The sequence below is a fragment of the Methylobacterium sp. E-041 genome, from assembly GCF_022829665.1.
GTDB lineage: Bacteria > Pseudomonadota > Alphaproteobacteria > Rhizobiales > Beijerinckiaceae > Methylobacterium.
The window spans coordinates 82374-104882 of the sequence record NZ_JAKSYQ010000060.1 but is presented as its reverse complement, the minus strand read 5'-3'; the positions used below and the strand labels follow the sequence as shown (position 1 = coordinate 104882).

Annotated in this window: 17 protein-coding genes and 3 pseudogenes; 8 read left to right on the top strand and 12 right to left on the bottom strand. The window is 66.6% G+C overall.

Going from position 1 to position 22509, the window contains the following annotated elements:
* Positions 1-74: 74 nt before the first annotated feature.
* Positions 75-275 (top strand): annotated as a pseudogene (locus MKK70_RS04690) (DUF4113 domain-containing protein); the annotation flags it as partial.
* A gap of 86 nt (positions 276-361) precedes the next feature.
* Here MKK70_RS04690 and uvsE read toward each other — a convergent pair.
* From uvsE to MKK70_RS04675, 3 genes are all read right to left on the bottom strand, one after another.
* Positions 362-1516 carry a UV DNA damage repair endonuclease UvsE gene (uvsE, locus tag MKK70_RS04685; protein ID WP_243946084.1) on the bottom strand — a complete coding sequence of 385 codons (1155 nt, stop codon included), beginning with the start codon at positions 1514-1516 and terminating at the stop codon, positions 362-364.
* The gene (locus MKK70_RS04680; protein WP_243946083.1) at positions 1513-2529 is read right to left on the bottom strand and encodes a phosphoesterase; all 1017 of its coding nucleotides are present in this window, start codon (positions 2527-2529) and stop codon (positions 1513-1515) included. Before MKK70_RS04680 ends, uvsE begins: the two co-directional genes overlap by 4 nt.
* 650 nt (positions 2530-3179) lie before the next feature.
* Entirely contained in the window at positions 3180-4094 is a 915-nt protein-coding gene (locus MKK70_RS04675) for a Ku protein (RefSeq protein WP_243946081.1), read from the bottom strand.
* Positions 4095-4299: 205 nt separating this feature from the next.
* On the opposite strand from MKK70_RS04675, the gene ligD reads away from it, so the two are divergent.
* The 3 genes from ligD to MKK70_RS04660 all read left to right on the top strand — a co-directional run bounded on the left by ligD (position 4300) and on the right by MKK70_RS04660 (position 10262).
* A complete protein-coding gene (gene ligD, locus MKK70_RS04670; protein WP_243946079.1) occupies positions 4300-6807 on the top strand; it encodes a DNA ligase D in 2508 nt (835 codons plus the stop codon).
* Between the two features lie 180 nt (positions 6808-6987).
* Positions 6988-7248 carry a hypothetical protein gene (locus MKK70_RS04665; protein ID WP_243946077.1) on the top strand — a complete coding sequence of 87 codons (261 nt, stop codon included), beginning with the start codon at positions 6988-6990 and terminating at the stop codon, positions 7246-7248.
* A 377-nt stretch (positions 7249-7625) separates the two neighbouring features.
* Positions 7626-10262: an EAL domain-containing protein gene (locus tag MKK70_RS04660; protein ID WP_243946075.1), complete on the top strand. Its 2637-nt coding sequence runs from the start codon at positions 7626-7628 to the stop codon at positions 10260-10262.
* A gap of 461 nt (positions 10263-10723) precedes the next feature.
* Here MKK70_RS04660 and MKK70_RS04655 read toward each other — a convergent pair.
* From MKK70_RS04655 to MKK70_RS04625, 8 genes and pseudogenes are all read right to left on the bottom strand, one after another.
* Positions 10724-10876 (bottom strand): annotated as a pseudogene (locus MKK70_RS04655) (IS3 family transposase); the annotation flags it as partial.
* Between the two features lie 52 nt (positions 10877-10928).
* Complete coding sequence (locus MKK70_RS04650; protein ID WP_243946073.1) at positions 10929-11951, bottom strand: zinc-binding alcohol dehydrogenase family protein; 1023 nt, start codon at positions 11949-11951, stop codon at positions 10929-10931.
* Positions 11952-12370: 419 nt separating this feature from the next.
* Positions 12371-12682 (bottom strand): Rieske (2Fe-2S) protein, encoded by a 312-nt coding sequence (locus MKK70_RS04645; RefSeq protein ID WP_313899074.1) that lies wholly within the window; start codon positions 12680-12682, stop codon positions 12371-12373.
* 13 nt (positions 12683-12695) lie between these two features.
* Positions 12696-13091, bottom strand: a pseudogene (locus MKK70_RS31005) (ABC transporter ATP-binding protein); the annotation flags it as partial.
* On the bottom strand, positions 13069-13896 hold the full coding sequence (locus MKK70_RS31000) for a M20/M25/M40 family metallo-hydrolase (protein WP_409568242.1): 828 nt from the start codon (positions 13894-13896) through the stop codon (positions 13069-13071). The gene MKK70_RS31000 and the pseudogene MKK70_RS31005, both read right to left, overlap by 23 nt.
* A gap of 47 nt (positions 13897-13943) precedes the next feature.
* Entirely contained in the window at positions 13944-14096 is a 153-nt protein-coding gene (locus MKK70_RS04635) for a hypothetical protein (protein WP_243946070.1), read from the bottom strand.
* 132 nt (positions 14097-14228) lie between these two features.
* A complete protein-coding gene (locus MKK70_RS04630) occupies positions 14229-14531 on the bottom strand; it encodes a class II aldolase/adducin family protein (protein WP_409568241.1) in 303 nt (100 codons plus the stop codon).
* A 105-nt stretch (positions 14532-14636) separates the two neighbouring features.
* Complete coding sequence (locus MKK70_RS04625) at positions 14637-15617, bottom strand: LysR family transcriptional regulator (RefSeq protein ID WP_243946106.1); 981 nt, start codon at positions 15615-15617, stop codon at positions 14637-14639.
* 100 nt (positions 15618-15717) lie between these two features.
* Here MKK70_RS04625 and MKK70_RS04620 point away from each other — a divergent pair, with 100 nt between their 5' ends.
* Positions 15718-16461 carry an SDR family oxidoreductase gene (locus MKK70_RS04620; RefSeq protein ID WP_147727619.1) on the top strand — a complete coding sequence of 248 codons (744 nt, stop codon included), beginning with the start codon at positions 15718-15720 and terminating at the stop codon, positions 16459-16461.
* A 453-nt stretch (positions 16462-16914) separates the two neighbouring features.
* Here MKK70_RS04620 and MKK70_RS04615 read toward each other — a convergent pair whose 3' ends face one another.
* Positions 16915-18666 (bottom strand): FAD-dependent oxidoreductase, encoded by a 1752-nt coding sequence (locus MKK70_RS04615; protein WP_243946068.1) that lies wholly within the window; start codon positions 18664-18666, stop codon positions 16915-16917.
* Between the two features lie 534 nt (positions 18667-19200).
* On the opposite strand from MKK70_RS04615, the gene MKK70_RS04610 reads away from it, so the two are divergent.
* The 3 genes from MKK70_RS04610 to MKK70_RS04600 all read left to right on the top strand — a co-directional run bounded on the left by MKK70_RS04610 (position 19201) and on the right by MKK70_RS04600 (position 22285).
* Positions 19201-20325, top strand: a complete 1125-nt coding sequence (locus MKK70_RS04610; RefSeq protein WP_313899073.1) for an alkene reductase — start codon at positions 19201-19203, stop codon at positions 20323-20325.
* Between the two features lie 45 nt (positions 20326-20370).
* Positions 20371-21294: a hypothetical protein gene (locus tag MKK70_RS04605; RefSeq protein ID WP_243946064.1), complete on the top strand. Its 924-nt coding sequence runs from the start codon at positions 20371-20373 to the stop codon at positions 21292-21294.
* Positions 21295-21376: 82 nt separating this feature from the next.
* A complete protein-coding gene (locus MKK70_RS04600) occupies positions 21377-22285 on the top strand; it encodes a LysR family transcriptional regulator (protein ID WP_243946062.1) in 909 nt (302 codons plus the stop codon).
* Positions 22286-22509: the final 224 nt, after the last annotated feature.

Below are 22509 nucleotides of genomic sequence, written 5' to 3'. Positions count from 1 at the left end.
CCGATGGAGCTTGACCTTTAGCATGGGACCCCAGCGCCACGCGTTCTCGATACCGTGCAAGACCCTCTCCTGTTCGCGCATCGATCGGCCAACTCGACCGCGAGCGCTCCCGGCCGCTGATGGCGGCGATCGACGCCTGCAACGCCCGCTTCGACCGCGGCAGCGTCGTCCCCGCTCGGGCTAGACTCGTGAGGAAACGGACATGGAGCACGAAGTTTGGGATGCGGACGCCGCGCTACACGAGCTGGGTCGGCAAGTTGGCGATGGCGCACGCGCGACCGGCGGTATGGCGGGCCGTCGCCGCAGGGTCGTCTTGTCGTGAAGTGCGCACCTTTGAGGTGGCGTCCCGGGATTTCCAGGGTCATTCCGCGGCTTCAGCGCGCCCCTCGTCGACATCCGCCTCATCGTCGGCGTCGATGCCTTCCTCCAGCTGCTCCTCGTCGTCCGTCGCCGCCTGCGGGGTGATCCCAAACCGGGCGGCGACATCGGGTGCGAAGCGCAGCAAATCGGGGCGAAGACGCAGGAGGCTGAGGTCCTTGGATTTCCCTTCCAGCATCACGTCGAAAACCAATCCTTCGGCCATCCGCATGAACGTCGCGAACTCGAAGGGGTTGGTGAAGTCGGCGTGACCCGTCCAGACCGGGGGCCGCAACACCGTCTTCACCCGTGCCGTCGCCTTGATCGGCGCCTTCAACACCTCCTTCGACTTACCCCTGGCTTTTCCGGCCTTGGCCGCCTCTCGTTGCTTGGGGGTGATCTTTTGCTTGATCTCGCGCAACTCGGTGCGCGGCGAGGAGAAATGCATTTTCGGGCGGACGCCAGCGGGCCACGTCGCAAGGAAGCGCTCGAAGGTCTCGCGCATGTCCAGCCGCTCGGGATTGAGGCACCAGAAATGCTGGTAGTCGAAAATCAACCGCACCCCGGTACGCTCGTGGATCCAGAGCACGTCCGCCGCCGAGAAGCGCAGGTCATCATTCTCCAGCACCAGACGGCGCTTCACGTGCTCCGGGCAGAGGTTCCAGCCGTCGACCCAACGCGCCCGGCTCGCCTCGTGGTCGTCGTAGACGCCACCGACATGGGTGATCATCACCGCCTCGTCGTCCAGCTCCATCCGGTCCAGCATCTCGGCTTGGCTGGAGAGATCCCAGATGCTCTTCTTCGTGAGCTCGGGGTTCGGAGCGTTCAGCAGCACGTACTGCGAGGGATGGAACGACAGCCGGATGTCGTAGGCCCGGGCCTTTGCGCCGAACGCCCGCAGCTCGGCATCGCTCTCCGCCACCATGTTGTGAAACCGGGGCATGTCCGGGTGGGTCGCATAAGGCGCGATGTCCGACGACATCCGATACATGTCGAGGTTCTTGGACTTGAGGTAGTTCAGGACGTGGTCCAGCAGTTCGAGGGAGCACTTGAGGTGCGGATCCTTCTGCCAGCGCCGGGTGTCCTGCGACTTCAGGTCTGGCCGCCCCATCACCTTGACGGGAAAGCCCAGCCGCAAGGGACGATCATTGCCGGTCATGCCTGCACCTGTGCCTGGGGAAACCCGAGTCCCTGGATGAAGTCGTTCCAGTCGGCGTTGCGCAGCGCCCCGCCTGTCGCCTGGGCGTGGCCGTTGCCGTAGCGCCCGTCGGCGTTGGCCGGACGATGCTCGGCGAGGAAGGCGATGAGATCGCGCCCGCTGGCCGACCGAGCGGCGAAATGCACCCAGCCGGGGCGATAGCCCGCGTTCGCGGCGATCACGATCTTGTTCTTCAGGCGCCCCCGCCATTGCTGGGCGATCAGGGGATGGATCTGGCACGGGGAGTCGAGCGATATCAGCGCGACGTCGCCGCCGATGGCGGGCGGCACGCGCTTGGCCGTGTCCATGGCCGCCCGGACCTCGGTCTTGGCCGCGTGCAAAGCTAACGCATCGGCATCGTCGCCCTTGGTGATGCGTTTTGGGCCATCCGATGCCAGCAGAAGTCGTAACGCCGGCCCTGCGTCGGCCGCCGCGGTTCGGCGGGGGGCGTTGACGAGCGACGTGGCATCGCGAAGGGCCGTCTTGCCCCAGCGAGCCTGGGCCTCGGCGATCTCCGGGAAGTCGAGACCCTCGGCCATGTCGCCGATCAGGCCCACCGCCGCCAGCCAAAGCAGGTCGGCCTGGTTCCCCATGGCGCCAACGGCCCACCAGGCAAGCAGGGCGGTGGTCGGCTCAGGGACAAGGCCGTTCCCGCTGATCGTGATCGCGTCCCTCGGTTCGCCGGTCGGGACGTGGTGGTCGATGACGAGTGTCGGGCAGCCCGACAGCACGGGGTCGGCTCGGGTGCCGAGGTCGGCCAGGATCAATCCGCCGGGCTCGTGCTCGCCCAGCCGGTCGGCGACCTGGGGGTCCCACGGTGATTCCCCCTTACCGACAACGACCGATACCGCCTCCCATCCCGCTTGCCGGAACGCTCGCACCAGTATGGCGGCCGCGGTCAGACCGTCCGCATCGAAATGGCTGACGATCAGGATGGGCTTCTCTTTGTTGAACTTGGTGAGGGCGGCCTTCATCGCGTCCCGTGCCGACCCTCGTGTATCGCCATGCGATGACAGGCTTCCGACCATTCGAGACCTCACTGACCCACCCGTCATTTCATACCCCGTGGCCCCGTTCGAAGGCCGGCCCCGAAATCCTTTGATGCAAGCCAGAGATGCGCATCGCCCGGCGAGGCAACGTCCGAGTTTCGGAACCGATGGCAGGCCAATCAGAGAATTCTGTTCAAAGATTCCATTGCCCGGGGTGCAAGCGCACAGGCGATCGGCCGTCGGCACCATACGGCCTCCCAAACGGCATCGGCCTCCTGATGTCCGGGGTCGGACGATGTTAGGATCTGGTCGGAATCACGTCGAAGGGCTCTGGGAGCCATGCCTGGTTCGCCCTGCCGGTTTCCCGGTAGCTGCGATGCCCTTGGACCGGGAAAGCCCTGTCGCCACTGTATCGCGGCCGCGATTGCGCAACGTGCCGTCAGTCTCCGTGAACGCATCGCCGCGAACCGAATGGACGGACGGCCGCCATACGCCAACCGACCGGAACAACTGTCGAATCCAGATCGATCGCTTCATGGTTCGCGCATCGGGTTAGCAACCGCAGCGAAAGCGGCCGCCGGAGAGTCGGATTGTCGGCCAAGAGCGTCGACCGGCGAGGTCGGTCACACGCCGGGTCAAGCGGCCTTCCGGGTTTTGACGGCCATAGCCTTGCCCGAAATGCGCTTCCTCGAAGGCGTCGAGGCCTTCGCCTTGGTCTTCCGCGGCTGCACCTTCGCTGATCCCTCCCCATTCTCGGACCTGATGCTGCGCTTAAGGGCCTCCATCAGGTTCACGACGTTACAGGAGTTCGGCGCACCGGCCTTCGCCTTGCCCTTGCCCTTGCTCTTGCCCTTCGCCAGCTTCGGTGCCTTGCCCTTCACCAGGGCGATCAGCGCCTCCTCGTAGCGGTCCTCGAACTTCGACGGATCGAACTTTCGGGTGGAGCGCGCGATCAGCTCCTCGGCGAGCGCCCGCATCTCGGCCGTGGGATCGCCGTCGGGCATGTCCTCGAAGTAGGCCGTCGGCGAGCGAACCTCGTCCTCGTATCGCAGCAGCGTCGCGAGCAGGCCCTTGCCGTACGGTTCGAGCAGGACCACCCGCTCGCGCTTGTAGATGACGATGCGGCCGAGCCCGGCCATGCCTTTCTTCCTCATCGCATCCCGGATCACGGCGAAGGCCTCGCGCGAGACCTTGTCCTCGGCCGCCAGGTAGTACGGCTTGTCCAGGTAGCGCTCGTCGACCTCCGCGCGCCTGCAGAACGCCTCGATGTTGATCGTGTGCGTGCTCTCCAGGGCGATCTCGCTGAGCTCGTCGTCCTCGATCGGCACGAGGTCGTCCTTGGCGATCTCGCATCCCTTGACCTGATCGTCGCGATCCACGGTGTCGCCGGTCACGGAATCGACCATCAGCTGCTTGAGACGGTTGCCGGTCTCGCGGTTGATCGTATGGCACTTCAGCTCCCTCGACGAGCTGACTGCCGGATACAGTCCGACCGCACAGGAGACGAGTGAAAGTCGAAGATGACCTTTCCAGTTGGCGCGGGCTGCCACGTCCGTCTCCTGTGTCTGTCGAAGTATTTCCGGCCGCCGATGCCTTCGCGCCGCGAAGGTCGGGAGCTTGACGGTTCAACGAGAGTCCAACTCGACTCGTTCCTCCACAGGCGCAGCTGTAAATAACCTGCCCATTATTGTAGATGGCCCTGTCGAAGGAGTCGGCCCAGGAACCCGAACGGGCCGTTCCGGTTCTCACAGGACGATGACCGAGCTGCTCAGATCCTATCGGGACAAGCGGGATTTCGAGGCCTCGCCCGAGCCCAAGGGCAAGCGCGGCCGCAAGGCGGCGAAGGCGCGGTTCGTCGTCCAGAAGCACGACGCGCGGCGCCTGCACTACGACCTGCGGCTCGAGATGGACGGGGTGCTCAAGAGCTGGGCGGTGACGCGCGGACCGAGCCTGTCGCCCGCAGAGAAGCGGCTCGCGGTCCAGACGGAGGATCACCCGGTCGACTATCTGGCCTGGGAGGGCGCGATCCCGAAGGGTCAGTATGGCGGTGGGACCATGATCGTCTGGGACACCGGTTCCTGGGAGCCCATGGGCGATCCGGCCGTTGGATTGGCGAAGGGGCACCTCGAATTCGCCCTGCACGGCGAAAGGCTCGTGGGCCGATGGCATCTCGTGCGCATGAAGGGCCGCGGCGGCGAGAAGAAGCAGCCGTGGCTGCTGATGAAGGCTGACGACGAGCACGCCCGCCGCGACGGCGACATCCTCGTCGAGCACGAGGCCTCGGTCCTGTCGGGCCGGACCAACCGGGATCTCGCCGAGGGCGGGGTCGTCAGAGCCGATCATGCGGCCCGCGCCGAGGTCGCCGCCGAGCGGAGGACGAAGCCGCCCGCGAGCCGCTCCAAGGGGGCCCGCCAGGCGATCCTGCCGCCCTTCGTCGAACCCGCGCTCGCGACCCTCGTCGACGACGTACCCACCGGCGACGGCTGGCTGTACGAGATCAAGCACGATGGCTACCGCATGCAGGCCCGCATCGACGGCGGCTCGGTGAAGCTTCTGACGCGCTCGGGCCTCGACTGGACCGCGAAGTTCGAAGCCGCGGCCCAGGCCCTGAAGGGTATGAAGCTGCCCTCGGCCCTGATCGACGCCGAAATCGTCGTCGAGACGGAGAGCGGGGTCTCCAGCTTCTCCGCCCTGCAACAGGCGCTCGCCGCCGGCGATACGGGATCGGCGGTCGTCTACGCCTTCGATCTGCTCTACCTCGACGGCAGGGATCTGCGTGCCCTGCCCCTGGCCGAACGCAAAGACCTGCTGCTGCAGGTCCTCGACGACGCCCCGCCGGGCGGCCCCATCCGGTTCAGCGAGCATCTCACCGCCGATGGCGAGGCCATGGCGCGCCACGCCTGCAGGCTCGGACTGGAAGGCATCGTCGCCAAGCGCGCTGACGCGCCCCACCGCTCGGGCCGGACCGACGCCTGGCGCAAGATCAAATGCAGCTTGTCGAAGGAGTTCGTCGTCGCCGGCTACATGCCGTCGACCACCGCGTCCAGGTCCGTCGGGTCGTTGATTCTCGGGACGCACGAGGACGGCACCCTCGTCCACGTCGGGCGGGTCGGCACCGGCTTCCGCGACGCGGTTGCGCGGGATCTCTGGACGCAGCTGGAACCGCTGCGCATCCCGGCGGCGCCCTTCGCGGCCGAGCTGCCGCCGCCGGCGCGCCGCAACGCCCGCTGGGTCGAGCCCCGGCTCGTCTGCGAGGTCACGTTCCGCGGGTGGACGGGCGACGGCCAGCTTCGGCACGCGTCCTTCAAGACCCTCCGGAGCGACGTGCGGCCTGAGGAGGTCGTACGGGAGAAGGGGGCCGCGGCCGCGAAGCCTCGTATGCGGAAGCCGCCGGTGAAGGCCACGCCGCTGACGCATCCGGATCGCGTGCTCTGGCCCGACGTCGGCCTGACCAAGGAGGGTCTCGCCGAGTATTACGAAGAGGTTGCCGACCGAATCCTGCCGCACGTCGTCGACCGGCCGCTGTCGCTTCTCCGGTGCCCGGATGGCCTCGGATCCTGCTTCTACCAGAAACACGCCTGGGCCGGCCTCGACGACCGCCATATCCGGTCCGTGGACGGGGAGAACACCGTGGTGATCCGGGATCGGGATGGCCTTCGCGCCCTCGTCCAGTCGAGCGTGCTGGAGATCCATCCATGGGGGGCGACGGTCTCGGACCCGAATCGGCCGGACCGGCTGGTGTTCGACCTGGATCCGGGCGACGGCGTCGCGTGGGACGATCTCGTTGCCGGCGCGCTGGAGGTGCGCGAGCGGATGTCGGCTTCGGGCCTCGCCAGCTTCGTGAAGACCACCGGCGGCAAGGGGCTGCACGTCATCGTGCCGATCGAGCCGAAGGTCGGCTGGGACGAGGCCAAGGCCTTCGCGAAGCGCATCGCATCCGAGATGGCGAAGGACGTCCCCGACAGCTTCGTCGCGACCGTGTCGAGGAAGGCCAGGGAGGGACGGATTTACGTGGACTACCTGCGCAACCAGCAAGGAGCGACCGCCGTCGCGGCCTTCTCCACCCGGGCGCGCCCCGGGGCGCCCGTATCCGTTCCCATCGATTGGAACGAACTTCCGTCGCTCGGCTCCGGGGCGCGCTTCGACGTTACAAGCCTGCTGGGGCGCCTGTCCGCATTACAGCGCGATCCCTGGACTGGGTTCGAACGGGCGGCTCGTCCGCTCGAGGTTGCTGGGCGCCGACCCCGTCGACGGACCTCGTAGGCGAAACCTGACGCTTGGTACCCATTCACGAGGGGCGTTTGGGCTGGCGACCAGACTTTGGTCCTTCGTCCCGAAGCGGATGTTCCACCGTCGACCCAAACTCGCCGCTCAAGGCTGCTCGCGCCGGGACCGAAAGCGGTCATTCGGCCAACTGCCGTCCTTGCAGCAGCGAACCCAGCAATGACCGTTCGCCCGTCCGCGGCCGCGTTCGAACCGGAAAAGAAGTGCCTCGGCCGGGTGCGGTCATTCGATCACTATCGGCGTTTCGCTCAGGAGGCCTGGGACATCCTGCCGGATCGCGTAACGATGCGTGTGAGCGACATCACGCTCTGGATCAGTGCCGATTTGGTCCAGGAGCCCTACCAGCATGGGCAGATCCAGAGCTTGGACACAGTCAGGAAGCGATCAAGGAGCTGGTGTACCGCAAGCGATATTTCGTGAGCGATGGCGACGTCGACGAGAATGCGGCGGAGGAACGAGCAAGGTGTCTTAGAAGAGACTTATCTTCCTTCTTCCCCTAGCGGATACTGAGACCAGTATCATCCCCTTCACGCCGGGTAAGAAAACATGTGGCTCTCCGACGAAGCCAGCCCCGATCGAAACGACGCCCTGTTCGCTCGACGAAGATCCCGCGAATGTCCCTGAGCGTGAAGGGGTTAAGCCGCCGCTGGCACCTTTCGTTCGCAGGCGGGCTCAAGAGGGCTGTTGCTCGGGGATAGGTCTGTTCTCAGCATACAATTGTCGGCAGCGATCCAGGCAGGATTAAGGATCGATTAAGCCGCCGTGAGCGAGACATCGCGTAAATGTTGGTTTCAAAAATGGTGGATCGCCCGATCCTGGAGTTCACGCTGATGAACACCCCCTTGTTGCGATCTTCCAATGAGGCCGAGCGCCTTGTCGCCCTGCGTGACCTGAACATCCTTGATACCGCACCGGAGACCCAGTTCGATGCGATCTGCCGTACGGCCCAGGTCTTGTTCGGAATGCCGATTGCCCTGGTCTCGCTCCTCGACGAAGACCGCCAGTGGTTCAAGGCGCGCTGCGGGCTGAGCCACGACGCAACGTCCCGGGACGTCGCATTCTGCAACCATACCATCCAGGCCGACGAGGTCCTCATCGTCGAGGATGCCCGTGACGATGCCCGGTTCAAGTCGAACCCCCTTGTCACGGGGGAGCCGGGCATCCGCTTCTATGCCGGCGCACCGCTGATCCTGAGGTCCGGCATCCGCGTCGGATCACTCTGCATCATCGACACCGAGCCGCGACGCTTCTCGAGTGAGCAGGGCCGCCAGCTCCGCGACCTGGCCGAGGTCGTGACCGCGAACCTGCGCGTCTACCAGGATCGTACCGAGCATCGTCGCGTGGCGGCGACGCTGGCGGATACCGATGATGCGTTGCGCGACGCCCGATCCCGCTACGCCTCACTCGCCGATGCCCTGCCGCAGATGGTGTGGACCGTCTCGCCCGAGGACCGCGTCACCGCCTACCGGAACGCGAGCTTCCGTGCCTACTACGGCGAGGCCGACGGTTCGCGCGGCCGGGCCCACAGCCGCAACCATCCGGGTGACGTCGACCGCATGTCGAGCGCCTGGGAGGCCGCGGTCTCGGGCAAGCAGGCTTTCGAACTCGAAGGTCGCCTCAGGCGGCATGACGGCGACTACCGCTGGCACCGGATCGTCATGATCCCGCTGAAGCGCAGCGGAGAGGTGATCGAGTGGCTCGGTACGGCGCTCGATATCGACCACATCATCGCGGCACAGACCGCGCTGAAGGCGACCGGAGACCTCCTGCGTCTCGCCCAGGAGGCGGCCGAGGCGGGCATCTGGGAGTGGGACATGCGCGACGACGTCGTCCGGCTCTCATCGATGAGCGCCCGCATGCACAACCTTCCGGTACCGGTCGGCCAGGACGCGATGGAGATCCCGCTGGCCGATTGGAAGGTGCAGGTCCATCCCGACGACCTTCCTAAGGTCTGGGACGAGGTAAAGCGCGCCATATCCGATCGGACCACGTACAGCTGCGAGTTCCGCATTGCCAATCCTGCGGTCCCGGCCGAACCGCGATGGATGCAGTCTTTCGGTCGCATGCTCGACGACGCGGCCGGCGAGCCCGTCCGCTGCGTCGGCCTCCAGATCGACATCACGGATCGAAAGGTCTCCGAGGCGCGCATCGCCCACGTCGCGAGTCACGACAACCTCACCGACCTACCCAATCGGGTGGTCTTCCACGCGACGCTCGAAAGATCCCTCGCGGATCTCGGAAACGGTCAAGCCGCGCTGCTCTGCCTCGACCTCGACCGCTTTAAGACCGTCAACGACACGCTCGGACACCATGCCGGGGACAGGCTCCTACGCGTCGTCGCCGACCGTTTGAGGGACTCCGTCGGGAATGAGGGCGTCATCGCGCGCCTCGGCGGGGACGAGTTCGCGATCATCCTGCCGGGGGCCGGGCTTGAGACCGCGCAGGCGCTCGCACGGACCGTCATCGACGCCATCGGCCAACCGATCCATCTCGGCGGCCAGGTGGTGACCATCGGCGCGAGCATCGGGATCGCGCTCGCACCGGAACATGGACTGGAGGTAGATCTCCTGCATCGCCATGCCGACCTCGCCCTCTACCGGGCCAAGGGGGCCGGACGGAACAGCTCCCAGGTCTACACCAAGGGAATGGACGAAGCCCTGGAGGACAGGAACAAGCTTGAGTTCGACATGCATCTCGCCCATCGCAAGGCGGAGTTTCGGCTGTATTACCAACCCGTCGTCGCACTGACGGACGGGCAGGTCCGTGGCTTCGAGGCCTTGATGCGCTGGCCGCATCCGATCCGCGGGATGGTCTCGCCGGCCGAATTCATCCCGATCGCAGAGGAGACCGGCCTGGTGGTTCCCCTCGGGACCTGGGCTCTGGAGGAGGCCTGTCGCTTCGCCGCGTCGTGGCCGATCCAGGCGCGCATCGCCGTCAACGTCTCGGCGGTCCAGTTCCAGCAGCCCGGCCTTGAAGCGGCCGTTGCGAACGCCCTTGCGGTCTCCGGTCTCGCGGCCAACAGGCTCGAACTGGAGATCACAGAAAGCCTGATGATCCAGGATGGCGACGCGGTCATCGCCTGCCTGCATAGGCTTCGGTCCATCGGCGTCCGCATCGCCCTGGACGATTTCGGGACGGGGTACTCCAGCCTGAGCTACCTTCGGCGCTTCCCGTTCGACAAGATCAAGATCGACCGGTCGTTCGTACGCGAGATCGACGACCCCGACGCGCAGGCCATCGTCCGCGCCGTGGTCAGCATCGGCGAACGTCTTGGGACCGCGATCACCGCCGAGGGTGTCGAGACTGAGGATCAACTTGCCCTGGTGACCCAAACGGGATGCACGGAGGTTCAGGGTTTCCTGTTCGGCAAGCCGATGACGCCCGAGCAGGCCTTGGCTTTTATGAGAGAGCAAACCCCGCGGAAGGCGGCGTGAAGCAGCCGCCATGCTACAACCGCAAGATCAATGCCTGCTTGAGGACCGGACGCGGCTGTAAGCAGCCAGGCCGTTTCCCACCCCGAACGGTCTTCTAGTTCCGACTCGGCCCGGCTGACATACCCGGCTTGCCTCGGCTTCCGATGAAAACACTCGGACATGCTGGTGCTCTGCTGCGCCAACCGGGACATCACGCGGACCTCCGGCCGGGTTCGCGGGAGCCCGTGGCTAGGCGGTGGTTAGGCGTCCGGGACTTCGCGTGGCGCCTTGACGGTGATGGCGACCTCCTGACCGACGAATTCAACACTATCGGCGCACCGGCGTGTGTTGCGCCCCCCGACCGCTTCGGGCGCCTTCCCACGTGGCAGCCAGCGCGGCGGTACGGCCGCGCTGGCCCGACTCGGCTCAGCGCAGGAGCTGGAGGATGCCCTGGTTGGCGCTGTTGGCCAGCGACAGCGCCGAGATCGCCAGCGACCGGCGCGTCGACAGTACGTGACCTCCGTTATCTCGATCGACCGGATTGCTTCGGCAACCTTGCGGCCTTGCAACCCCAGGACATCCACCTGACGCAACTTCGCGACGATTTCTCCAGCCGTATGCTGCTTCCGACCCATGATGACATCCCTACATCGTTCAGGAAGGACCACTTTTCAGGGGCAGGCCAGCTTAATCGTCGAAGCCTTCCAGAACGACTTTGCCCTTCGCGCGACCGCTCTCGATCAGTGCATGAGCCCGCGCGAGGTTGGTGGCATTGAGAGGTCCGAACGACTCATTGAGCGTGCTGTGGAGTTTTCCCGCGTCGATCAGGCGGGAGACCTCGGTGAGGATCTCGTGCTGCCGCTCCATGTCTGCGGTTCCGAACAGCGAGCGGGTGAACATCAGCTCCCAGTGAAGCGACAGGCTCTTTGGCTTGAGCGGCATCACGTCGAGGGTTGCAGGATCGTCGATCAGGCCGAGCCGCCCCTGCGGCGCAAGCAGTTGAATGATCTGAGGCAGATGCGCATCGGTCCCTGTCGTCGCAAACACGAAGCCCGGTACGCTGACCAGACCCAGGGCCGCTACCTCGGCGGCGAGCGGCTTGGAATGGTCGACGATGTGGTGGGCGCCGAGATCCCGGCACCATTGTGCGGTCTCGGGGCGCGACGCGGTAGCGATCACCGTCAGTTCGGTAAGCTGCCGGGCGAGCTGAATCGCGATCGACCCAACGCCACCCGCGCCGCCTATGATCAGGAGCGCAGTCGCGGCGCCGGGCACTGGCTTGGAGACGTCGAGACGGTCGAACAGCATCTCCCAGGCGGTCAGCGCTGTGAGCGGCAATGCGGCGGCGGCCGAGAAGCCCAGGGTGTCGGGCTTCCGCCCGACCAGGCGCTCGTCCACGCATTGCAGGGTAGCGTTGCTGCCAGGTCTATCGAGGGCACCGGCATAGAACACCGCGTCGCCGGGCTTGAACAGGCGCGCCTCGGGACCGACGGCCGTGACGATTCCGGCCGCATCCCAGCCGAGAATCTTCGGCGTGCAGGCCTGCTGATAGACCCCCTGCCGCACCTTGGTGTCGATCGGGTTCACGGAGACGGCGTGGACGCGCACGAGCAGGTCGCGGCCGGTGGGGACGGGATCGGCGAAGGTCGTGTCCACAAGCGCGCCCGGCGCCTCGATTGGTGAACCTTCGGTGTAGGTGACGGCACGCATGGCTCTCTCCTAACGCTTGGTTCGATGTCGCCCAGGGATGAAGGGCCTTCATGCCAGTTCATATAGGCCCGGAAACGGATCGGATGAGTGCTGGGAGGGGGCTGCCGCCATTGACGGCGCCGTGGGACCGAACGGCTTAAGCGTCGTTCACGCCGGCATCGGACGACGGCTCGGCATATCGACATTGATCGGCCCCCACGAGGCAGTCGCGACCCACGTCTCCATCATGACGCCGGATCGCTCGCGGGCCCGCCGCCGTGAAGGATGCTTCATTCCAAGCCTGGGCGTCGGCGGGCGTGTCGAAAGCATCGGGCGCAACGACGGCATCTCGCGGAACGCCTGCGCGATTGAAGGCCGAGGATGCCCTGACCGTCCGGCGCGTTTCCATTTCGATGGATTCGCGTCGTTCATTCCATGCTTCAGGTCGGATCGATAGTTATCCAGAATCCATCAAGTGACTGATCTACGCGATAGAGGCGAAGCGCACGGAAAGACCAGCCCGGAGAGACCTTTCCCGACCTGAGGTCGAAGGAGGCCAAGTGCCTCGGACAATGGATCCGGCCCGCCGCGCAGCGCCCGAGCGACAGGTCGGCGCCTTCGTGAGGGCAAGCCCGCTCCGCCGCGACGAGCCTTTCGCCGTCCCGCATGAGGATCAGGTGTTGCCCCCGCACGAGAATCGGCGTCGGCGCCGGCCCGTTGAGGATGTCGAGAGGACCGAGGTGCAACCGCACGGGCCGCTCCGGGTCAGCCACCGAGGTAGGCGTCGCGAACGTGCGGATCGGCGATCAGGTCGGCGCCCTTGCCCGCGAGCACGATGCGGCCGGTCTCCAACAAGTAGGCGTAGTCGCAGAGTTCCAAGGCCGCGAAGGCGTTCTGCTCGACGAGCAGGACAGTCGTACCGGCATCGCAGATCGCGCGGATCACCGAAAACATCCGCTCGACGATGTTGGGGGCGAGCCCCAGGGACGGCTCGTCGAACAGGACGAGCTTGGGCCGCGCCATCAGCGCCCGGCCGATCGCCAGCATCTGCTGCTCGCCCCCCGAAAGGGTTCCGGCCGCCTGCGCCCGGCGCGCGGCGAGACGCGGGAACTCGCCGTAGATCCGGGCGAGGTCGGCCTTAGCGCGCCGGAGAATGGGCCCGGCCGCCGACGGGGCCGACCGCACAGAGAGTCGGGCAGCCGACGCTGGCGGTGAATCCGGAATCCGCGCAGCCGCCCGTGAACGCGCGCGAGACCGTCGCACCGTAGCGCGCTCGCTCCGGCATAAGCCTCGAACAGGGCGCGCGAGGCCGCATCCTGCAGCAGCGGCAGGCCCCCCCCGGATCGTCAAAGCGGCCGAAATGCCGGGAAGCGTGGCCTCGGTTACGATCGCCGCGATGCGTGCCATGGCTGCTTCGCGATCCTCCGGGCGGACGTAGCGCAGGTCGATCTCGCAGGTGGCGAGCGGCGCGACCGTGTTGACCGACTGGCCGCCCGAGACGAGTCCGACGTTCACGGTGGTGCCGCGTTCGAGGTCGGTGATCGCATGCAGCGCGATCGTCTTGTGGGCGAGTTCGCCGATGGCGCTGGTCCCGCCCGCGGGGTCGGCGCCGGAATGGACAGCCTTGCCATGCACCGTCGACGCCATGAACACGCCGCCCTTGCGGCCCGTCACCACATCGCCCGACGGGCGCCCCGGCTCCGAATTCAGCACCGCGCGCGCCGCGCGTCGTCTCCTCGATGATCGGGCGGCAGGCCGGCGACGCGGTCTCCTCGTCGCTGGTGAACAGGCCGACGAGCGGAGACGGTGCCCCGCCCACCCGTTGGAAGGCGGCGAGGCGGAAGGCGTTCATCACGAGCCAGGCCTTCATGTCGGCGACGCCCGGGCCGTAGGCGCGACCATCCGAGACCCGGAACGGCCGCCGCGTGGCCTCGCCGGTCGAGAACACCGTGTCGCGGTGCCCCATCAGCACCGCCGGCCGATTGGCGGCTCCGCGCCCGGCCACGTGGGCCTTCAGCGCATCGCCGTATCCTGCGATCGGGATCGTGGCGACGGACACACCATGCTCGGCGATAACCCACCGATCCGGGCAGCGACGGCATCGACGCCGGCCTCCTCGTAGGAATTGGAATCGATGTTCACGAGAACCGCGAGCAGGGCCAGCATCGCGGCCTCCCGTGCTTCGAGCCAGCGGACCGTGTCGGCGCCTCTGTCGGACAGCGCAACTCTCATCGGGCTGCCCCGGCACTTGGGACGGATGGATCCGCCGCCGGCCGTGCCTTCGTTCCTTCCGCCGCGTCAGTCCCGGTATGCCGGCTCCTCGCGATCCAGGATTCTCCGGATCGCGGACAGGGGCAGGCGGGCGGATTCGGGATCGCCGGCGCGCATCTGGCGGGCCGTGGCTTCGGCGATCGCGGGATCCACGGGAATGACCTGGCGCCCGGTCGAGAGCGCCAGGGTCTGCACCTCGGCAGCCCGCTCGAGATCGTAGAGGTCGTCCCAGGCTTCCGCGATGGTCGGCCCCAGGACCATCACCCCGTAATGCTTCATGAAGAGGCAACCGAACCTTGATCTTGCTTCCGGAAGAAGACGTTCCGTCAGCGACTCGAGCCGGTCGCTTCGTGTCCGGCGAAGGCTCCCCGCAAGTGGATCGCTATCGAGCGCGATGGCCTTGCCGTCAGCCTTCAAGCTCGGTCGCCATCGAGCTTAGACGGGCTTACCAACACGATCCTGGGACATGCGGCCCACATGAGCTGCCACTGTCACGTCCCAGGGCGCCGGGGTTCGAAAGATTTCGCCGAGCAAGGTCAGGAACGCCTTCACGTTTGGATTGCCCCGGCGGCTCTCCGGCCACAGGGCGATCATTGCGTGGCGGTCCACGGAATACTCATGCAGGATCGGGATGAGTTCGCCGCGTTCGACGAAGGGAGCCGCCAGATAGGTCGGCGAGATGCCGATGCCGCCACCCGCGACGAGAGCGGATGCAACGGCGTCGCTGTTGTCGGTGACGATGCCGGCGTTGGGTACGATCTCCAGGATGCGATCCCCGGCTCGAAAAGGCCAGCGTAGCGCTTGGCCAGTGCTCTGGAAGCGAAAGTTCACGCAGTCGTGGTCCACGAGTTCGTCCGGATGCCGTGGGGTTCCGCGCCGGACCAGATAGGCCGGGGATGCGAATGCGCAGACACGGTGTGGCGCCAGCGTTCGAGCGATCAGTCGGCTGTCTCCGAGATCCCCGACGCGGATGGCAACGTCGATGCCGTCCGCGATCAGGTCGGCAAAGCCATCGCCGAGGCGCAGGTCCACCATCAGCTTCGGGTAGCGCTGACGGAAACGGGGCAGTGCCGGAGCAATCAGGTGCAGCCCTACCGGCAACGGCGCCGTGACCTTCAGGGTCCCCGCCGGTTCCGAGCGGGCCGCCACCGCCATCTGCTCGATCTCCTCGGCATCGCGTAGCAGGCGAAGCGCTCGCTCGTGCAGGTCGCGTCCTTCCGAAGTGAGCGTGAGCGACCGGGTGGTTCGGTGGAAGAGGCGCAGACCAAGATGCTGCTCTAGGCGCTGGACGCTTTTGCTCACCGCAGAAGGCGAGATCGAGAGCGCGCGCGCTGCCGCGGTATAGCTCCCCAGCGAGCCGGCACGAGCGAATGCGATGAGGCCGGTGAGCCGGTCGAGCCCAATTTGTGCCGTCATGGCGTAACTGAACCGCCATGCGGCAGAATTATCAAGCCCAAAGCGAAGATCTAGGGTTTGGTCCCCGGCGACCGACGCCCCGAGCACGAGGATCAGGACCATGAACGACATCAGCTCGCTTGCGGCTTCCACCCTTCAAGATCGCACCGTCGTCATCTTCGGTGGCACCTCCGGCATCGGTTTGGCCTCCGCGATCCAGGCCAAGGCCGCGGGCGCCAAGGTCATCGTCGTCGGGTTCAACCCTGAGGGCGCGGAGAGAGTCGCGACGGAGAACGGCTTCAATGGCTGGCGTGCGGCCGACGTGACCAAGCCCGAGACCATCGCACAGGCCCTCGCGGACATCCCGCACGTGGACCACCTCGTCCTCCTCGCCGGCACCTTCGTCGCCGGCAAGGTCCTGGATGCCGAGGTCGAGTACCTGAAGCGCGCCTTCGACGAGCGGATCTGGGCGGCCGTCCATACCCTACGGACGCTCGGTGAACGCCTCGCTTCCGATGGCTCCGTGACCTTCATCTCGGGAGCGCTGGCGGATCGCCCGAGCGCCCAGGGAACGGCAGTGCTCGCCGCCGCTTCGGCCGCGATGGAGGCTTTTGCCCGGGGTCTGGCGCTGGAACTCGCGCCGATACGCGTGAATACGCTCTCACCCGGCACCACGGACACGCCGCTTCTCTCCCGTACGCTGGGCACGCATCGCGACGCCTACGTCGCCGCCCTCACCGAGAAGCTCCCCCAGCGTCGTCTCGGCACGGCGGAGGAGGCTGGTGCAGCGGTCGTCTTCCTCATGAGCAACGGCTTCATGAACGGCGAGACCCTCCACATCGACGGCGGCGCACGGCTGGTCTGACCGCCCGGCCAAACCTCGCCGAAGTCTGCCTGCCGAAAGTCGTTGCCCGAACGAAGGTCCGCTTCATAGCTTGAGTTCCCCGAAGCGGATCAACCCCCAATCCATTCGACCTGGACGTAGGTCATCCTCCACCAAGCTACCGAGAAGCGCACCTCCCCAGGGTCCGGAAGGGCCGAGAGCGGAACGTCCGAGTCGGGTAGGTTTCCGCAAATCTACTCTTGGAACGCAAACCCGAGTAACCGGACGTGAGCGCGGAATGCGACGCATGTCGGCTATTCGCCCATTCCGATCGGTCGTGAACGCCGGACGGCATCCGACCGCCGATGCCCTGGGGGCGCGGCGGTCCGCGCGGCACGAAAGGACGGAGGGCCGGCGCCACGCCGACTTGGCGGCTTGATCCCTGAACCTAGCGCCTGACCTTGCCGCGGTTCTCGATCGGTTGCCGGACAGCCGCTAGGCAGCCTCGCGCGCAAGGGTGGGCAGGTCCGCCCCGGCCTCGATCTCGGCCGCCGAGGGAAGACTTCCGAGGCCGAGCAAGTGCAGGAAGGCGGTGAAGGCACTGTTGCGGCCGATGCTGCAGGCGGCGGTCACTCTGTCGCCGGTGACGTAATAGGCGATGAAGTCGAGGGCGGCGGGGTCGCCCTGAACGATGATCCGGTCGAAACCTTTGGCGTATCCACCGTAATCGAGCCGCTTGTCGCCCTGGTTGCTCCAGAAGAATGGAGCACCTGCGAACACGCCGCTTCGGCCGAGGATGGCATGGGCCACATGGGTGCCGTGCTGCTGCGCGAGACGCCAATGCTCGATCCGTGCGGTCTCGCCGCTCGCCCTCTCCGGGAAAGCGGCGATATCGCCTGCGATCCAGACGCCGTCCGCGAGCTTGAGGTCCCCACCGACCTCGAGACCGCCGCCCTCGCCGGGCTCGACGCCCGCGATCAGGCTGCTTTCCGGATCTGCACCTGCGCCGACGAGAACGATGTCGGCCGGGAGGCGCCGTCCGTCCTTCGTCTCGACAGCTTCGACACGACTGATGCCAGTGATCCTAACGACGGAGCCGGTCTCGAACGTGACGCCGTTGTCGGCATGGTACTGCTTCAGCGCTGCGCCCACCGCCTCGCCGAAGCGCTTGGCGAAGGGCACCTCCTCGCGCGCCAGCACCGTTACGGACAGCCCGCGCTTGTTGAGGAACGCAGCGGCCTCCATGCCGATGAAGCCGGCGCCCACCAGGACGACCGACCCACCCGCGCGCGCCGCCTCGCTGATGCGGATCGCGTCGTCGAGACTGCGCAAAATGAAGACCCCGCCGAGGTCCTTGCCGGGGAAGTCGGGCAGCACCGCCCGACTTCCGGTGGCAACGAGGATCGCGTCGGCCTCGAAGGTCCGGCCGTCTCCCAAGGTGATGTCGCGTCGGGAGGGATCGACCTTGACGACCTCCCCGGTGATACGCTCGACCTTGTTGATCTGGTCGAAATCGGGCTCGATCAGCACCTTTTCCGGCGGGGTCGGCTTGGCGAGGAACTGCTTGGAGAGCTTCGTCCGGTCGTAGGGCGGGTGCGCCTCGCGGCCGACCATGGTGATCGGCCCGTCATAGCCTTCGCGGCGCAGGGTCTTCACGCACGCGACGGCCGCCGCGCCCGAGCCGACGATGAGCACGCTCGCCACGGCCGCGCTCGCCGTCTTTGCCGGCGCCGGCGCCGGCGTGAGGGTCGCGACGACTTCTGACCCCTCGATGCGGACAAGGTAGCGCGTCAGGGAATCGAGGGCCGGCGGCTCCTCAAGGCTTCCGTCGGCCAGCGTGAAAGCGGCCTTGTGCCAGGGGCAGTAGAGGCGTCCGCCGCAGATCTCGCCCTTGGCGAGCGGCGCCCCGAGATGCGGGCACTTGGCCTGAAACGCCCGCACACCGGAGGCGTCGCGCACGAACAGCACCTTCTCATCCCCGGCCGATCCCTCCTTCATGCCCCCCATCGGGATCGCTTCGAGGGCAAGGCGGATTTCGGTTCCGGGCATGGCTGGCGTCACTCCTAGTGAGCGCCATCGCGCCCGGCCTATCAAGTCGCCCAACCTGTTCCAGTTGCCTCTTGCCCGGCCGGGAACGCGGTGGAACGCGGACCCGTGAGATCGCTTCAAGCATCCGTCGTCGTCCGGTTGCGCCGCAACCTCACTGGCGTCGGGGCGCCTCTTAGGAGCACACAGATACTGCGCCATTCCTCACAGGATGATGCTCGAACCGCTGGATCGAACACATGAACCGATCGGACGTCCGCTTGTGGGTCTTATGGAACCCCCCTGCGACGGCGCAATCGGGTCGAGACCTGTCCGTCCGCTCTAGGGTTGGGGTCTGGCCGAGGATGCCGCCGTCGAGCTCGCCGTCCTGGTGGTGTCGTCGGCCGCGCGCCATTCCCGAATGGCTGGCGCAGTCTCCCGAGCCGGTAGCTAGGGACCGTATGCCTTCCGCCTGGATGCCCTTCGAGGGGGGGCGCTCGATTCGGTTGAGGATGAGATCACGACCCGTCCTGCGACCACCGGGATGCATGGCGGAGGTAGGGGGCGGCATCACAAGACCTTGCTGGGCCTGTACGGCCTACCGACCCCTCTCCCCCGCGGACGCAGCGATTGGGGACGTGGTGTCCCCTTAGATCCGATCCGATCCGGCTTCCTCGGACGCCGGCTGCCCTTATCCTTCAGAAGTAACGTGCCGCCGGAAGGCACGAACCGGCAGCCCAGTCCGAAAGGAACCTCGTGTCCCCATTGTTCACTTCGTTTTCCCTTGCAGGGCTCGAGCTGGCGAATCGGATCGTGATGGCGCCGCTGACCCGGTCCAGGGCAGCGAACGACGCCGCCGACACGATGACCGCGCTCTACTACATGCAGCGGGCGACCGCAGGGCTGATCGTGTCCGAGGGCACGACCATCAGCGAGGAGGGACGGGGCTACCTGTTTAACCCCGGCATCTTCTCAGCCCCGCAGGTCGCCGGGTGGAAGACTGTTACCGACTCGGTCCGCGGCGCCGGCGGCCACATGTTCGCTCAGCTCTGGCACGTGGGACGCGTATCGCACACGTCACTTCAGAAGGACCAGGGTCTGCCGGTCAGCGCCTCGGCCAGGACGGCGGCGGGCGCCAAGGCCTACGCCTACGACGATGCCGGCAAGCCGGCCTTCGTAAAGACGTCCACGCCGCGCGCCCTGTCGACGGACGAGGTCCGCCGGGTGGTAGAAAACTTCGCGACGGCCGCCTCGAACGCCGTCGCGGCCGGGTTCGACGGCGTCGAGATCCACGGCGCCAACGGCTACCTGCACGAGCAATTTCTCAACCCGTACGTGAACGACCGCACCGACCGCTACACTGGGGCAACGGTCGCGGGCCGCATCGCCTTCACGCTCGACGTGGTCGACGCCATTGCCGCACGCATCGGAGCCTCCAAGGTCGGCATCCGGATCTCGCCCTATGGCCGGCTGTTCGACATGCCCGCCTACGACGGAACCGAGGTGACCTACCTCACGCTGGCGGCGGAGCTCGACCGGCGCGGCATCGCCTACATCCACGTCATGGACCAGTCGGGCTTCGACACCGGCGAGATGGCGGTGGATGAGATTCCGGCTCAGCCCCCCTTCTGGGATAAACTCCGCAAGGCCTTCCCGACCGGCGCGATCATCCTTGCCGGGGGCATGACCCTCGACCGGGCGAACGCGCTCATCAGCGAGGGGACCATCGACCTCGCCGCCTTCGGGCAGGCATTCATCGCCAATCCGGACCTGGTCGCACGTCTGCGGGAAGGCTTCCCGCTCGCGGTCCCGGACAAGGCGAAGTTCTACGGCGGCGGTGCCGAGGGATACGTCGACTACCCGTCCTACCGCGCCGCCTGATCCGCTTCGGTAGTCCCGCGCTCCGCCCCATCCAAGGATACGATCATGCCCAAGCTCGCAACATCCGTCGATTATTCCGGCCGCGACAAGCCCATCTCGATCAACTCCTACACCACGGTGCTCCGCCATCCGAAGGTGCCGCACGAGCTGTTCGCCATCTACTGGCGGGACGTGCACGGCCCGCTGTGCTCGCGCATCCCCGGACTCGGCTGGTACGTGCAGAACCACCTCTCCCGCGAGCAGGACGCGCGCCTCTGGCCGCAGATGGAGGGCATCAAGCCGTTCCCGGCTTACGAGTTGGATGGCGGCGTCGAGATCGGCTTCCACTCCGCGGAGGACCAGGCGGCATTCAATGAGGCTTGCCCGATCCTGTTTGCGGACGAGCAGAACATGTTCGCGGCGACCGTCGCCTACGCGCTCCCGAAGGGGTCGACGACATTGGTCGACCGGGTCGCGGAACCCTCCCCGAATGCCGATGACGGGCTCGACCGCATTCACCTGCATCTCGGTGCCGCCCATGACGATGCGGCGGTGTTCGGCGACCGCATCGGTCGTCTCGCCCGCGCGTTCGCCGCCGAGGAGGCGGTGCTGCGGGTTCGCCTCCATCTGCCGGAGCCTTACGACAACGCCCACCCGGCTCCCCCGGCGCCCAATGTCGGGCACGAGGTCCCGGCCGAACGTCGCCTGATCGCGATCCTCGACCTCGCCTTTGCCTCGCCCCTGGACAGGAGTCTTTTCTACGCGTCCGACGCCTTCCGACAGGCGACCAAGAATCTGGCGGCCGATGTCGCCTATGCGTCTCCGTTTGCGGTCAGCGGGGTCTACACGTATGTCCGCGACAAGGAACTGACGCTCGCCGGCCTGCGGGGCAGCCGTCCGGCGCAGCTCATCGAGAGGCTCGGCGCGCGCAACCAAGTCGCCGCCGATGTCCGCCACCTGCTCCAAACCGGCACACTTCTCGACCGCTGATGACCGAAACCGGGGCACCGGTGCGGTATCGTACCGGCGAGCCCCACGCCGAAATCGGGACCGCGTTGCATGGCAGCCCCCCATGTCGCCTGAGCGCATCGAGGACATCGTCGCATTCGTGCACGCGGCGGACGCGCGGAGCTTCACGGTGGCGGCCGAGCGGCTCGGTCTTTCTCGGTCCACGGTTGGCAAGCGGATCACGCGCCTGGAGGCACGCCTCGGCGCCCGCCTGCTGCACCGCACGACCCGCAGCGTGACGCTTACCGACGAGGGCGCAAACTTCCACGGGCAATGCGCGGAGATCCTGGAAGCGTTGGAAGCCGCCGAGGCGGTGGTGACGGCACGGGGTATCGCGCCGAGTGGACGCTTGAGGATTGAACTGCCGGTCTCGCTTGGGCGCCTGCAGGTGCTGCCCGTCCTCCAGCGGTACATGCGCCTCTGGCCGGTAGTAAGGTTGAACGTCAGCTTCAGCGACCGTTACGTCGACCTCGTCGACGAGGGAATCGACGTCGCGGTCCGCGTCGGCGGCAGGGTCGACAGCAATCTCGTGACCAGGAAGGTGGCGGCCCACACGCTCGTGACCTGTGCCGCGCCGGACTACCTCGCCCGCCGGGGCACGCCGGTGACCATCGAGGACCTGCTGGATCACGATTGCCTGACGTTCTCTCATGGCGGCCGCCCGGTCGAATGGCGGTTCCGCGACCACGGCGCCCGGCGGACGGTCGCGGTTGGGGGCCCGCTGACTTCCAACAACGCGGAGGGGCTGCGCGACCTGGTCGTCGCCGGCCTCGGGATCGGGCAGTTGGCCACGTTCCTCATCTCCGACGAACTGAGGGATGGCAGGCTCGTGCCGATCCTCGCGGGCCACGCGTCTGAAGGCGAGCCGCTGTCGGTCGTGTACCCGGTCCGTCGGCTCCTGCCGCCCAAGGTCACGGCGTTCGTGGACCTGCTTGTCGCGACATGGCAGCCGCGGCCGCCCTGGGACCTCTGATCGGGTCTGACGCAGCAAGCTGACGGCTGCGGGAGGAACGGCGGGGATAGTCAAGAAAGGCTCGACTCGATGGAGGGGAGCCAGGATGTCCCATCCCAGTCGGGCGGCCCTCAATCAGCAGCTGAGGCAGGCATCAATTCGCACCGGAGAGGCGCATGGACCGTTGCAGCCGCGGTTCTGTTTGGAGCACGCTACGGAACCAAGGCGCACCGGGATGATCTGCG